This window comes from Streptomyces milbemycinicus, assembly GCF_002154605.1.
In the GTDB taxonomy this organism is placed as follows: domain Bacteria; phylum Actinomycetota; class Actinomycetes; order Streptomycetales; family Streptomycetaceae; genus Streptomyces; species Streptomyces milbemycinicus.
In genome coordinates, this window is the sequence record NZ_MUNE01000408.1 from 1 (window position 1) to 14,366 (window position 14,366).

The 14,366-nt window shown below is 70.9% G+C and carries 11 protein-coding genes; 8 read left to right on the forward strand and 3 right to left on the reverse strand.

The genetic code is table 11. From position 1 onward, the window contains the following. The 3 genes from CCN51_RS30875 to CCN51_RS30885 form a co-directional block, all read left to right on the forward strand. Nucleotides 1-2,074, forward strand: a 2,074-nt coding sequence (locus CCN51_RS30875; RefSeq protein ID WP_086860305.1) for a GTPase-associated protein 1-related protein, incomplete at its 5' end; no start/stop codon positions are given. Between the two features lie 110 nt (nucleotides 2,075-2,184). Beyond that, nucleotides 2,185-5,355, forward strand: a complete 3,171-nt coding sequence (locus CCN51_RS30880) for an amidohydrolase family protein (protein WP_014181712.1) — start codon at nucleotides 2,185-2,187, stop codon at nucleotides 5,353-5,355. Between the two features lie 102 nt (nucleotides 5,356-5,457). Continuing rightward, nucleotides 5,458-5,787: an alpha/beta fold hydrolase gene (locus tag CCN51_RS30885; RefSeq protein ID WP_014181711.1), complete on the forward strand. Its 330-nt coding sequence runs from the start codon at nucleotides 5,458-5,460 to the stop codon at nucleotides 5,785-5,787. Nucleotides 5,788-5,843: 56 nt separating this feature from the next. Here CCN51_RS30885 and CCN51_RS30890 read toward each other — a convergent pair whose 3' ends face one another. Beyond that, entirely contained in the window at nucleotides 5,844-6,074 is a 231-nt protein-coding gene (locus tag CCN51_RS30890; protein WP_014181710.1) for a tautomerase family protein, read from the reverse strand. A 74-nt stretch (nucleotides 6,075-6,148) separates the two neighbouring features. Continuing rightward, on the reverse strand, nucleotides 6,149-6,898 hold the full coding sequence (locus CCN51_RS30895) for an SDR family oxidoreductase (RefSeq protein ID WP_014181709.1): 750 nt from the start codon (nucleotides 6,896-6,898) through the stop codon (nucleotides 6,149-6,151). A 234-nt stretch (nucleotides 6,899-7,132) separates the two neighbouring features. Here CCN51_RS30895 and CCN51_RS30900 point away from each other — a divergent pair, with 234 nt between their 5' ends. Both CCN51_RS30900 and CCN51_RS30905 read left to right on the forward strand, forming a co-directional pair. Beyond that, on the forward strand, nucleotides 7,133-8,014 hold the full coding sequence (locus tag CCN51_RS30900; RefSeq protein WP_014181708.1) for a helix-turn-helix transcriptional regulator: 882 nt from the start codon (nucleotides 7,133-7,135) through the stop codon (nucleotides 8,012-8,014). A 79-nt stretch (nucleotides 8,015-8,093) separates the two neighbouring features. Continuing rightward, nucleotides 8,094-10,556 carry a glycoside hydrolase family 95 protein gene (locus CCN51_RS30905; RefSeq protein WP_043488153.1) on the forward strand — a complete coding sequence of 821 codons (2,463 nt, stop codon included), beginning with the start codon at nucleotides 8,094-8,096 and terminating at the stop codon, nucleotides 10,554-10,556. Here CCN51_RS30905 and CCN51_RS30910 read toward each other — a convergent pair. Further along, nucleotides 10,553-11,404: an AraC family transcriptional regulator gene (locus CCN51_RS30910; RefSeq protein ID WP_014181706.1), complete on the reverse strand. Its 852-nt coding sequence runs from the start codon at nucleotides 11,402-11,404 to the stop codon at nucleotides 10,553-10,555. The two genes, CCN51_RS30905 and CCN51_RS30910, sit on opposite strands and share 4 nt — an antisense overlap. A gap of 74 nt (nucleotides 11,405-11,478) precedes the next feature. On the opposite strand from CCN51_RS30910, the gene CCN51_RS30915 reads away from it, so the two are divergent. From CCN51_RS30915 to CCN51_RS30925, 3 genes are all read left to right on the forward strand, one after another. Continuing rightward, entirely contained in the window at nucleotides 11,479-12,396 is a 918-nt protein-coding gene (locus CCN51_RS30915) for a DMT family transporter (protein ID WP_014181705.1), read from the forward strand. 185 nt (nucleotides 12,397-12,581) lie between these two features. Further along, nucleotides 12,582-13,154, forward strand: a complete 573-nt coding sequence (locus tag CCN51_RS30920; RefSeq protein WP_014181704.1) for a TerD family protein — start codon at nucleotides 12,582-12,584, stop codon at nucleotides 13,152-13,154. Between the two features lie 306 nt (nucleotides 13,155-13,460). Next, nucleotides 13,461-14,366 (forward strand): glycoside hydrolase 43 family protein (locus tag CCN51_RS30925; protein ID WP_143675929.1); only part of this gene is annotated, 906 nt, incomplete at its 3' end.

The window sequence follows — 14,366 nt, forward strand, 5'->3', positions numbered from 1 at the left end:
TTCCCCGCAGTGGGCCGCCCGCGCGCCCGAGGGCGGGGTCCCGGAGCCGCTGGAGGCGCTGACCGCCTCGGGGCGTCTGAACCGGGACGGCCTGGTCGCCTTCGCGGGCTCCCGGGCGCCGTGGCTCCCGCGCTTCTTCGCGGATCTGCGCAGGCTGAGCGAGGACGAGTCCGCGCCGCGGATCATCCTGGTCGAGCGGGACAGCGCCGATGTGGCCCGGTGGATCGCCCTGGCCTGCGCCGCGTTGCCGCGCGACCTCGGCCACCGGCTGACGTTCACCACCTATGCGCCGCGGCCGGAGCTCTCCCGGCAGCAGATCATCGGCGTACGGCCGGAAGACGGCCGGGAGCCGGCCGACCACGGCCACCGCTACCGCGTATACGACGTGGCCGGCCGGAAGACCGGGGAGCCGGTGTCCGACGCCTGGGCGGAGGTGGCCGCGGGCATCTGGCTGGGCGGCGCCCCCGAGCTGTTCAAGGAGGCCGACGCGCTCCCGGGAGGCCCCTTCGCCCCCGGCGCGCTCGCCGTCGGCGCGCTGTGCGCGGGGCTCGACCTCGGCACCACCGGCCGCACCGAGGCGGCGGACTGGGCGCGGCACCACCCGGAGGCCTTGGGCGATGAGCGGCTGCACCGGCTGCTGGCGGCGCTGTGCGTACCGGACGGGGGCCGGTCGGATGCCGAAAAGGCGGCCCTGACGGGGCTGTTCACCTGCCTGGACGGCAGGGTGCCGACCGCCGTCAGCACACCGCTCGCCGCGCTGGTGCTGACCGAGGCCGTCCGTGCGCCCGTGGCCGGTCCGGGGCTCGAAGCCCTGCGGCCCGAGGCGCTCACCGAAGAGGTCCGGCTGCGTCTCGCGGGCGAGCTCGCCGCCGATCTGCGCGTCGGCGTATCCGACACCGAACCGGGCATCGCACGCCCCTTGGAGCTGCTGCGTATCGCCGATCTGCTGGGCGTGGACTGCTCGGATCTGCTGCCCAAGGTGGCACACGGGCTCGCCCATGCGCTGCTGGCCGATCCGGAGGCGACACACACCCCCGCCGTACGCCTGGCGCTGGACGAGCACTTCGCGTTGCGTACCGCGCTGCTCGGCCGGCTGGACACCCTGGCCGCGGGCGATCCGCTCGCCGCGGCCCGGCTGCTGGCCCTGGTGCCGCTGCGGTTCGCGGAGAGCAAGGCCCTCCCCCATCTGCGGATGTGCGCCGAGGCGCCGCGGCTGACGGCGGGCGGAGGCGACCGCGCCACCGTGCTGAACGCGGTGTTGCGCTCCGGCGGCGTCTCGGTGTTCGCCGATCCGCTGGTTCTGCGCACCGCGGTCCGGCTGGTGTGGGAGGACGGCACGCCGACCGCCTACGAGGCCCGGCTGATGCTCGGCGAGATCGGATCCGACGCCCACCGTGCGGCCGGCACCTCGTCCACTCTGCTCAAGGCCGCGCTCGAAGGGCCCGCGGACGATGCCGACGTACCCGATCTCGCCCATGACCTGCTGCGCTGTTTCGCCGAGGTGCTGACGCCGCGCGACCGTGCGTCGCTGCTGCTCCTGGAGTTCGCCCGGGATCTGCGGAGCCGTCACGCCGAGCCCGGCTGGGCCGAGCGGGCGTTGTCCCTTCGGGCCACGGCGGAGCCGGTGGAGCCGACGGTTCTGGAGCATGCCTTCGGGGCGCTCGCGGACCGTGTGCTGTCCGAGGACGCCCCGGACGGAGAGTTGTACGCGCTGATCCACAGCGAGGACCTGGCCCTCGTTGCCGCCTACGGCCGGGCCGCGCGGTCCGAGCGGGTGCAGGACCGGCTCCGCACCGAGCCCGCGTATGTGGCCGAGTGCTTCACCGCCTGGAGCTCGCATCCCCAGGCGGGTGGCGCCTGGCAGGAGACACGGACGGCGCTGCTGGACTCGGTGCTCCGTCCGGTGGTGCGGACACTGCCCGCCGCGGATATCGCCTCCGTCGAGCGCTGTCTGGAGCGTACGAGCGTCCGCTGGGCCGATGAGTTCCGGGCGTGGAACCGTCCCGGCGCGTTCGGCCGGATCGGTCGGCGGCTGGCCGGCCGGCGGCGCAAGGGGGCGTCGGAAGGGCAGTGACGTCAGACCGCTTTTAGGCTCCCGTGTCACCCTGCTGCCGCAGGTCCTTTTTGCGCGCTCCGTCGCGCTTCGGTCCTGCCGAGCCGAAATTCAAGCAAGGGGACAGGGCGTTGGAACTATCACGCAGATCACTCATCCAGCAGAGCGGCAAGGCGGCGGTAGGGGCCGGTGCCCTGTGGCTGGGCGGCCCCTTGGCCGGCCTCGCCACCGAGACAGCCGCGGCCCAGGGTAAGCCGACGGAGGGCGACACCCGGCAGATCACCGTCGGCCAGGCCACCAACGCGTCCGCCGCCCTCTCCCCCGACGGCCGCACCATCGTCATGGACCTGCTCAACCTGCTGTGGACCCTCCCGGCGCAGGGCGGCGAGGCCACCCGGCTGACCGATATCGACAAGGAGGCGAGCGAACCCGACTTCTCGCCCGACGGCCGCCGGCTGGTCTACCAGTCCTACGCCGACGGCAACTTCCACCTCTGGCTCGCCCGGGCGGACGGCTCCGAGGCCCGGCGGCTCACCGAGGGCGACATCGACCACCGCGAGCCCCGCTTCTCGCCGGACGGCAAGCGGATCGCGTACGCGGCCGAGACGGACGGGCACTACGCCATCCACGTCCTCGACCTCGACAGCGGCGAGAGCAAGCGCTGGACCTCCGGTACGGACGCCACGGTCCAGGAGACGCAGCCCTTCTGGCGTCCCGACAGCAAGGCCATCGTCTTCACCAGCGGCAAGGGCGACGCCCCGCAGTCCGTGGTCCAGGTCGACGCCGACGGCAAGCTCACCACGCTCGTCACCGTCACCGAGGGGCGGGTGGCGGGGCCGTCCCTGTCCCCCGACGGCACAAAGCTGGCGTATGTCCACCTCACCTCCTCGTCCGCCGGCCTCGTCGTCGACGGGAAGGTCGTCTCCGGCGACGGTGAGGAGGTCTTCCCGTTCGCCGCGCGCTGGCCCTCCGACGACGAGGTGTTCTACACGGCCGACGGAAAGATCCGCCGGCGGCCGGTCACCGGTGGTTCGGTCAAAGACATCCCCTTCGCCGTCCATCTCACCGTGCCGCGCGTCCCCGAGCGGTCCGCCCCCCGGGACTTCGACTCCACCGCACCGCGCAAGGTCAAGGGCATCGTCGGCCCGAGTCTGTCGCCCGACGGCAAACAGGTCGCCTTCGCCGCGCTCGGCGACATCTGGGTCGGCCGCATCGGCTCCACGCCCAAGGCCGTGGTGTCCGACGGAAACATCAACAGCGACCCCGCCTGGCACCCCGACGGATCCACCCTGGTGTATGTCAGCGACCGGGGCGGCCATGCGGCCGATCTGTGGCTCCACGACCTCGAGAGCGGCGAGAACCGGCGGCTGACGAACCTTCAGGGGCAGCTGTTCGGGCCGGTCTTCGCCCCCGACGGCAAGACCGTCGCGTTCTCCTTCTGGTCCGCCATCGTGCAGGCCGTGGACGTGGCCTCCGGCGCCGTACGCACGGTCACGCCCGTCGGGGCCAACAGAGCCACCTTCTCCGCCGACGGCACCAAGCTGTCGTGCGCCGCACTGATGCCCGCCACGCCCCGCTACCGCGAGGGCTCCAACCGCATTCTGACCATCGACCTGACCAGCGGCGAGACCCACTACGACGAGCCGGTGCCGGGAAAGTCCCTCGCGAATCGCATTGACGCCGGGCCCGTCCACTCGCCCGACGGTACGTACACCGCGTATGTCCTCGGCGGCACGGTGCATCTCAGCGCCCTCGACTCCGCCGGACGGCCGACCGGCGCCGCCCGCAAGCTGAACGGCGAGACCGCCGACTGCCCCAGCTGGAGCGCCGACGGGCAATCGCTGCTCTATCTCTCCAACGGCCGACTGCGCCTCGCCGATGTGCGCACGGGCCGCGCCACCACCGTCCCCACCGGGCTGACCTGGCACCAGGCCAAACCGTCCGGCCGCACGGTGGTGCAGGTGGGGGCGCTCTGGGACGGCACGGCCGAGACCCTGCGGCGCGATGTGGACATCGTCATCAAGGACAACCGCATCGAGCAGGTCGTGGCGCGCGGGGCCGTGACCGGGGACCGCACCGTCGACGCCCGTGAGCTGACCGCGATGCCCGGCCTGATCGCCCTCCACGAACACGCGCCCTGGCCACTGGCCGCCACCCTGAAGCTGTGGCTGTCCTTCGGCGTCACCACACTGCGCTCACCCGGCGGCGCGCACTACACATCGGTCGAGATCAAGGAGGCCATCGACTCCGGGCGCCGCATCGGGCCACGCCTCTTCGCGGCCGGTGACGCGCTCGAAGGCACCCGCACCTACTACGGCGTCGGCCGCCCCACCACGAACCAGGAGGAGGTGGCGCGGGAGGTGGCCAAGGCCGAGGCGCTGGGCCACGACCTGCTCAAGACGTATGTGCGGCTGCCGTACGCGCTCCAGCGCGTCACCGTGCAGGGGAGCCACCGCCTCGGTCTGCCCCTCACCTCCCACTACCTGTTCGGCCCGCTCTGCTTCGGCGCCGACGGCGTCGAACACATTGGCGGCACCAGCCGCTACGGCCGCCGGCAGAAGGAGACCCACCTCGGCCACACCTACCAGGACGTGACCGAGCCGCTGATCGCCTCCGGCATGGTGTTCACCCCGACGCTGGGGCTGTCCGGCGCGGGTCTGTCCGCCACCCGTGCCGCGCTGTACCGGTACGCCCAGTGGGCGGTCGGCGACCGGCGGCTGACGTCGCTGATGCTGGAGTACGAGGACTTCCGTAAGGGCGTGGCCGACGCGCAGCAGAACGAGCCGGCCGACGAGCTGGCCTTCACCGCCCGGCACGGGGCGACACTGCGCGGGCTGCTGGAGCGGGGGGCACATGTGGGCGTCGGCACCGACAGCCCGCTGGTGCCCCCGGCCATCTACTACCACCTGAATGTGCAGACCATGGTGCGCTACGGCGCCAGCCCGTACCAGGCGCTGCGCTCCGCCACCGTGACGGGGGCGCGGGCGCTGGGCATGAGCGCCCACCTGGGCACGGTCGAGCCGGGGAAGCTGGCCGACCTGGTGCTGGTGGAGGGCAACCCGCTGAGCGACATCACGGCGGCCGCGGCGGTGCGGCAGGTGGTGGTCGGCGGTGTGGTGCACACGGTGGACGAGCTGGTGGCCGAGGGGCCGGGGGCGGCTCGTAACGGCTCCCCAAGGAGCGCTGCCAAGGGGAAGGCCGCCGCCAAGGCCACGCCGAGGGCCGAGGACGTGCCCCAGGGCCCGGCCCGCGAGCGGTATTGGTGGCACCGCGAGGAGCACGCACCCGGCCCCTGCTGCTGAGCTGCCTCCCAGCCCTCGCGTGTGCGGCGTGCGTGATCGACACCTGGTGTCCACGCACGCCGCACCCCCGAGCTCCGGCCACCCCGGCTGAAATGGCCGTCGGTGGCAGTTTCACTTAGCGTCTCCGATCGGCTTGGGTTTCCCGGACCAGGAAACGACCTGGTCCAGCTCACGCTGTTCCGCGACTACATCACCAACCTCGAGGTCTACCCGCGGTTGCACGCCTATCTCAGGGCCGGCCGGGTCCCGCTGCTCGCCGTCTGGGGCCGCAACGACGAGATCTTCGGGCCGGCCGGGGCGACGGCCTTCAGAGACGATGTGCCCGACGCCGAGGTGCATCTCGTGGACGGCGGCCACTTTCTGCTCGAAAGCCATCTCGAGACGGTCGCCGACCACGTCCGGGCCTTTCTCGGCAAAGCACCCGGACGGTGAGGTCTGGTCGGCGGGGCCGGGGCGTCAGCCTTCGGGGGTCTCTAGTGTTGAGGTCTCTAGTGTTCGGGGTCGTGCTGCTCGGGGTCCTGCTGGAGCATGGCGAGGGTCAGAACGTTGCCGCCGATGCCCCAGCCGCCGTCGGTGACCTCCTCGACCAGGACCAGGGTGGTGGCGCGGGCACGTTCCCCGTAGATCTCGACGTACAGCTCGGTGGCGCGGCTGACGATCGTCGCCTTCTGCTTCTCGTCGAGGGATCCGGCGGGGACCTTGAAATTCGCGAACGGCACGGTGGCTCTCTTCCGGGTTGTGATGACGTAGAGGGCGTACAGGGGTGAAACGTTCGTACGGGGCGGCGTGGCCGTCAGATGATGCCGCCGTTGGCGCGGACGACCTGGCCGTTGACCCAGTGGCCGGCGGGTGAGGCGAGGAAGGCGACGACGTTGGCGATGTCGGTGGGGGTGCCGAGGCGTTCCAGCGGAGGCTGGGCGGCCAGTCGGGCGACGGTCTCCTCGTCCTTGCCCTGGAAGAACAGCTCGGTGGCGGTGGGGCCGGGGGCGACGGAGTTGACTGTGATGTCCCGGCCGCGCAGCTCGCGCGCGAGGACCATGGTCAGTGCCTCGACCGCGCCCTTGCTGGCGCTGTAGGCGCCGTAGCGGGGGAAGGCCAGGCCCACCACGGAGGTGGAGAAGGTGATGAGCGCACCGCCGCCGCGGAGCCTCCGGGCGGACTGCTGGGCGACGACGAAGGTGCCGCGGACGTTGGTGCGGTACAGCGCGTCCAGCTCCGCCAGGTCCAGGTCGGCGACCGGGGCCAGATACGTACGGCCGGCCGAGTGGACGACGACGTCGATGCCGCCGTATTCGGCCTCCGCGGTGTCGAAGAGCTCGGCCACCTGTCGCTCGTCGGCGACGTCGGCCCGGACGGCGACCGCCCGGCCTCCGGCGGCGGTGACCTCCTTGACGGCGGCCTCGGCCTGATCGCGGTTGCCCGCGTAGCCGACCACGACGGCGTGTCCGTCGGCGGCCAGCCGGGTCACCGTCTCGCGGCCGATGCCACGGGAACCGCCCGTGACGATGGCGACGCGGCTCCTCGGGGTTTCTTGCGTGGACATGCAGACTCCTGCAGTGAGGACGGGGGATGGAACGTCGGATGGTTGGTGGCGCAAGGCGTAGGGGTGTCGGCATCGGTGCCGGTGTTCGGTGTTCGGTGTCCCGTGTCGGCGAGCCGACGGCGCCCTGCCGGTGTGCTCCAGCGTGGCCCGGCGTTCCGGGGCCAGCCAGGGCTGTCTCCACCCTGGGGTTCTCAGCCCCTGGCTCAGCCCGCCGGTACGCGCGACGATGGGGGCGTGAAGCATGCCGAACTCGCCGCGTTCCTCAAATCCAGGCGCGCCCGGATCCGCCCGTCCGACGTCGGCCTGCCCGGCGGACCCCGGCGCCGGGTGCCGGGCCTGCGGCGCGAGGAGGTCGCCCAGTTGGCCGGGCTGTCCGCGGACTACTACACCGAGCTGGAGCGCGGGCGCGGCGCGCAGCCCTCGGCCCAGGTGCTGGCCGCTCTCGCCCGGGCGCTACGGCTGGACGGCGACGAGCGCGACCATCTGTTCCACCTCGCCGACCGGCCGGTCCCTCCCGCGACACAGGGTCCGAACGCGCATGTCCAGCCCGGTCTGCTCGGTCTGCTGGACCGGCTCGCCACCACCCCCGCCCAGGTGATCACCGATCTGCACCAGATCCTCGTGCAGAACCCCCTGGCCGCCGCGCTCATCGGCCGGCCACCGGCGGTACGCGGCCCCGCCACAAGCCTCGTCTACCGCTGGTTCACCGACCCCGAGGCCCGTACGCTCCACCCGCCCGAGGACCACCCCCACCACTCCCGGGTCTTCGTCGCCGACCTCCAGGCGGTCGCCGCCCGGCGCGGCAGCGACACCGAGGTGGCCCGGCTGGTGGCCGCGCTGCGCCGGCACAGCGCGGAGTTCGCCGCGCTCTGGGACACTCATGACGTCGCCCTGCGGCGGGCCGACCACAAGCGCATCGTCCACCCGGCGCTGGGCCTGATCGAGCTGGACTGTCACAGCCTGTTCAGCGAGGACGGCCGCCAGCGCCTGCTGTGGTTCAGCGCCCAGCCCGGCACCGAGGGCGCGGCCCAGCTGGAACTGCTCTCCGTCATCGGCACGCAGGAGATGACGACCACGACGGTCGGCGCGGACGGACTCGAGCGGCCGAAGCCCTGACCCGGCCGCTCATCGTCGGAACGTACCGCCGCTCCGGGTGTGTTGACAGTAGACATCCGATGAATTGAGTCTTGTGTCCATGGACCGCAGACATTTCTTCGCCCTGTCCACAGCGACCGCGGCCGGTGCGGCCGGCCTCCCGTCCGGCACTGCCCACGCCGCCGAGCAGACCGGCGCCACATCGGACACCACGACCGCTGCCACGCCGGACGACGCGGCCGGGGGTACGACGCTCCCCGGTGAGCTCACCCTCTGGTATCCGCGGCCCGCTTCCGAGTGGCTGGAGGCGCTGCCCATCGGCAACGGACGGCTCGGCGCCATGGTGTTCGGCGGCACCGACACCGAACGGCTCCAGCTCAACGAGGACACGGTGTGGGCCGGTGGCCCGTACGACCCGGCCAATCCTCAAGGGCTGAGCAACCTTCCCGAGATCCGCAGAAGGGTCTTCGCCGGTGAATGGGGAGACGCCCAGGCCCTGATCGACAGCACTTTCATGGGCAACCCCCTCTCCGAGCTGCCCTATCAGACGGTCGGCGATCTGCGGCTGACCTTCTCCTCCCAGGGCGAGGTCAGCGACTACCGCCGTGAACTCGACATCGACTCCGCCACCACCTCGGTCCGCTACACACAAAGCGGCGTCACCTACCGTCGCGAGATCATCGCCAGCCATCCCGACCAGGTCATCGCCTTACGGCTGACCGCGGACACTCCCGGCTCCATCTCCTTCACCGCCGCCTTCGACAGCCCTCAGAGCGTGACCGGCTCGTCGCCGGACCGGATCACCATCGCAATCGACGGCACAGGGCAGACCCGGAGCGGTATCACCGGGCAGGTGCGGTTCCGGGCGCTGGCCCGCGCCTGCGCGGAGGGGGGCACGGTCGGCAGCGAGGACGGAAAGCTCACGGTGGCCGGAGCCGACTCCGCCACCCTGCTGGTGTCCATCGGAACCAGCTATACGGACTTCGGCAACCCGACCGGCGACCACACCGCCCGCGCCGCCGCCCCGCTCAACGCCGCCTCCGACGTCCCGTTCACAACGCTGCGCAAGCGCCACACCGACGACTACCGGCGCCTGTTCCGCCGGGTGACACTCGACCTGGGGTCGACGGACGCGGCGAAGCTGCCCACCGATGAGCGGGTGAAGAACTTCGCCTCTGCCTCCGATCCGCAACTGGTCTCTCTGCACTACCAGTTCGGGCGGTATCTGCTGATCTCCTGTTCGCGGCCGGGCACCCAGCCGGCCAACCTTCAGGGCATCTGGAACGATCTGCTCAGCCCGCCCTGGTCATGCCGGTACACCATCAACATCAACACCGAGATGAACTACTGGCCGGCCCCCGTCACCAACCTTCTGGAGTGCTGGGAGCCGGTCTTCGACATGCTCGCCGACCTGTCGGTGTCCGGCGCGAGGACCGCCCGGACGCAGTACGGGGCACGCGGCTGGGTCGCCCACCACAATGTCGACGGCTGGCGTGGCACCGCCCCCTGTGACCAGGCCTTCTACGGCACCTGGCCCACCGGAGGGGCCTGGCTGGCCACCAGCATCTGGGACCACTATCTGTTCACGGGCGACAAGGAAGCGCTGCGCAAGCGCTACCCGGTGCTCAGGGGGGCGGTGTTGTTCTTCCTGGACACCCTGGTCACCGACCCCTCCAGCGGCCACCTCGTCACCTGCCCGTCGATGTCCCCCGAACACGCCCACCACCCGGATGCGTCCGTCTGCGCGGGGCCGACGATGGACAACCAGATTCTGCGTGATGTGTTCGACGGCTTCGTCATCGCCTCCGAACTGCTCGGCGAGGACGCGGACATGCGGGCCGAGGCGCGGACCGTGCGCGGGAAGTTGCCGCCCATGAAGATCGGTGCCCAGGGCCAGTTGCAGGAGTGGCAGGAGGACTGGGACGCCATCGCCCCGGAGCAGAACCACCGCCACATCTCGCATCTGTACGGTCTGCATCCCAGCAACCAGATCACCAAGCGTGGGACACCCGAGCTGTTCGCGGCGGCCCGTAAGACCATGGAGCAGCGCGGCGACGCGGGAACCGGCTGGTCACTGGCCTGGAAAATCAACTTCTGGGCACGTCTCCTCGAAGGCGACCGCTCCTTCAAACTGCTGGGCGACCTGCTCACACCCGAGCGCACCGCGCCCAACCTCTTCGATCTGCACCCCCCGTTCCAGATCGACGGCAACTTCGGCGCCACGTCGGGGATCACGGAGTGGCTGCTGCAGTCCCACGCCGGTGAACTCCACCTCCTGCCCGCTCTGCCTCCGGCACTCCCCGACGGCCGGATCCACGGACTGGTGGCCCGCGGTGGCTTCGAGGTGGATCTCACCTGGAGCGACGCGGCCCTGGCCGACTGCCGGCTGCGCTCCCGTATCGGCACCCGCGCCGTGGTCCGGGCGACGACCCGCCTGAAGGTCATCGCACAGGGGAAGCCCGTGCAGACGGACCACCCCGAACCGGACCTCACCTCGTTCGACACCGTCCCCGGCCACACGTACCGCCTCACCCCGTCTGACGGCCCGGCCGGCCTGGGTTAGCCGACCCCCAGCGCACGGCGGAAGGTGCCCGGAGTCAGGCCGTAGGCGCGATGGAACCAGCGGGTGAAGTGGGCCTGGTCGGCGAAACCGGTGGCGGCCGCCGCCGCGGCGGGGCTGATCCCGGTGGTCATCAGATCGCGGGCGCGGCGGAGGCGGAGCTGGCGCTGGTAGGCGCTGGGGGCCAGGCCGTATTCGGCGCGGAAGGCGCGGTACAGGGTGTAGCGGCTGCAGCCGATCGCCTCGGCCAGGGCGTCAGCGGGCAGTGGCGCGAGGGACGGTTCGAGACAGGACTCGCGGAGGAGGGCGAGTGCCCGGCGGGCGATCTGCCGCTGGGCGCTCGCCGACTCCGTGCGGAGGCGGGGCGCGCGGGTGGCGCCGCGGCGGGCCATCGCGAGCACAGCCGCGGTCAGGCATTCGTCCCGTACACCGGGGTCGGCGGGTCCGCTGAGCACGGTGTGGAGGCGGGAGAGCGCGCCGATGAGCGCGGGATCGTGAAGGACGGGCTGTCCGAACAGGGGCATGGCCGCGGCGCCTTTACCGGCGGCGTCTGTGAGGACGTCGCGCACCAGCGCGGGACCGATGTGCACGATGCGGTACTGGTAGCCCAGTTCCGCGGCGGCCCGGCCGTCGTGCACATCGTCCGGATTGAAGGCCATCACCATCCCGGCGCCGCTGGTGTAGGCCGCGCCGCGGCAGTGGAATCGCTGGGCGCCGATATCGGTGATGCCGAAGGAGTACGTGTCGTGGCTGTGCGGCGCGTACACGTGGTCGAAGAAGTGGGCGTGCATCGCCTCCAGCGGATACGAGCCGTCCCGCCAGTAGCGCACCCAGCTCCGTTCCGTTCCCATGGCCTCATTGTGCTGCACATGGTGGGCGCACAGGCGTTCAAGACGGGCGCGGGGCGGGTGGCCAGGGTGGGGGCATGGCATCGAAACAGGGCCCCAGCGGTCCTTATGCGCTCCTCTTCGTCACCATGGTGTTGTGGGGCAGCGCCTTCTCCAGCTCCAAGTCGGTGGTGGACCATGTGCCGCACACCGTCGCCGCGCTGATGCGATTCGGCGGTGGGGCCTTCGCGCTGCTGCTGGCCGTACGGGTGTCCGGGGGCCGACGGCGGCCGGAGGTGGCGGCGCGCCACGGTTGGCGCGCGGCGCTGGCGGGGGTGCTGGGCGTGTTCGCGTACAACGCGTTCTTCTTCTGGGGGCTGTCGCTGGCGCCCTCCTTGGACGCCGGCATTCTCATTCCGGTCATGAGCCCGGTGCTCACCAGCGCCTTCCTTCTGGTGGTACGGCGTGAGCGGGCCTCGGCAGCGCGTGTCGCCGGGCTCGGGACGGGGCTGGCCGGGGCCGTGGTCTTCTTTCTCGGGACGGGCGGCACCTCATCCGGAGGCGGTGACTCGACACGGCTCGCCGGGGACGCGCTGTTCCTCCTCAGTGCGGTGTGCTGGGCCGCGTACACCCTGGCCGGGCCTCGGGTGCTGGCCGGTATCGAGCCGCTGCGGGCCACGACCTACGCCACGTGTGCGGGCGCCGTCCTCCTGGCGGTGATCGCCGTGCCCGATCTGCCAAAGGTGCGCTGGGGCGAGTTGCCGACCGGGGTGTGGCTGAACGCCGCGTATCTCGCCGTGTGCGCCGCCGCTGTCGCCAACCTGCTGTACTACCGGGGCATCGCGGCTGTGGGGCCCGCGTCGGCATCTCTCATGATGTTCCTGGTCCCGGTCGTCAACACCGTGTGCGCCACGGTCTTCATGGGCGAGTCGTTCGATCGGGTGCAGGGCGCGGGGGCGCTGCTGCTGATGGCCGGTGCCGTGCTGAGCCTGCACACACGCAGGTCGACCGCGTGAGCAGAGGCCGCCGGGCCGGGCCACGTGGCCGAGATCGAACGTTCGACGCTCCATCAATTTCTACATGGCTGTAGATTGTTGACCGACGGACGGGCTGATCGCGGCGGCTCCCAGCGCCTCGGCATGCCCGTCCGCTTTACGGAACACCGCATGTCGAACACCGCACACCCAAAGGGGAACACCTCATGGCCGTGAGCCTGACCAAGGGCAGCAACTACTCCCTCACCCGCACCGAGCCCGGTCTCGCCAGCGTGGTCATCGGCCTGGGCTGGAAGGTGAACACCGGCCCCGGCGATGTCGACCTGGACGCCAGCGCGATGATCCTGGGCAGCGATGGTCGGGTTCTGTCGGACCAGCACTTCGTCTTCTTCAACAACCGGACGACACCGGAGGGGTCGGTCCGCCACACCGGCGACAACAAGACCGGCGAGGGCGAGGGGGACGACGAGCAGATCGCCGTGGACTTCAACCTGCTTCCGGCGCAAGCCGAGTCCGTGGTGTTCGTGGTGTCGATCCACAACGAGGGCGGGGCGGCCATCACCTTCGGCCGGATCCGTGACGCGTACATTCGCGTGGTCCATCAGGCGACGGGCGTGGAGATGTGCCGCTACGAGCTGACCGAGGACGCGTACGACCAGACCGCGATGGTGTTCGGCCAGCTCTACCGGCGTGAGGGCGAGTGGAAGTTCCGCGCCATCGGCCAGGGCTATGCGACGGGTCTCGCCGGGATCGCCAAGGACTACGGCGTCAACGTTTAGCCACGCCCGCGCAGTCGACTTCTCCCCCAGCGGTGTTCCCCTGGAACACCGCTGGTTTCGTCGGCGCGGCATGGTGCCGCAGTGCCGGATGATGCGAGAGGTATTGACGCTTCCGGCGAGTCACCTATCATCCTCAACGTCCGGATAACCGGCCGCCATTCGGCATGCCGAACGACGCGCCGTCAGACCGGGGCATACAGTGCAAACCGAGCACGGCAGCATGCACACCCCCCATACCGGCAAGGCCTTCCCGCCGTCCCGCGCCCTTCCGTGGGAGCGGTTCCACAGCGCAAGGGAGTGCGTCATATGTCATGGACCCATCACCCGCACAGCCGCCGGAGAGCGCTGACGACGGCCACCGGCCTGATCGCCGCGACCGCCGTCCCCATGACCACCGCCCCGGGCGCCACCGCGTCGTCCCGCGCGGCCGAGGCTCAGGGCCCGTCCGCCGCTGCCGCGTCGTACACCAACCCGGTGGTCTGGCAGGACTTCGCCGATATCGACATCATCCGCGTCGGTGACACCTACTACTACTCGGCCTCCACGATGCACTATTCGCCGGGGGCGCCCATCCTCCGCTCGTACGACCTGGTCAACTGGGAGTTCGCCGGACACTCGGTGCCGGTTCTCGACTTCGGCGCCAAGTACGACCTCAACGGGGCGCGCGGCTATGTCCGGGGCATCTGGGCCTCGTCGCTGGCCTACCGCCCGAGCAACAGGACGTTTTACTGGCTCGGCCAGATCGACTTCGCCAAGACGTACATCTACACCGCCACCGCCGTCGAAGGGCCCTGGTCCAGGCTCACCACGATCGACAACGCGTACTACGACGCGGGTCTGCTCGTCGACAGCGACGACACCCTGTACGTGGCGTACGGCAACACCACCATCAGCGTCGCCCAGCTCTCCGCGGACGGACGTACCCAGGTCCGCACCCAGCAGGTGTTCTCCACACCGTCCAGCATCGGCACCCTGGAGGGCTCCCGCTTCTACAAGATCAACGGGAACTACTACATCTTCCTCACCCGCCCCGCCAACGGCCAGTACATCCTGAAGTCAACCAGCGGCCCCTTCGGGCCCTACACGCTGCGGCAGGTCCTCCTCGACCTGCGCGGCCCGGTCTCCGGCGGCGGGGTGCCGCACCAGGGCGGACTGGTGCAGACGGCCAACGGCGCCTGGCACTACATGGCCTTCGTCGACGCCTACCCCGGC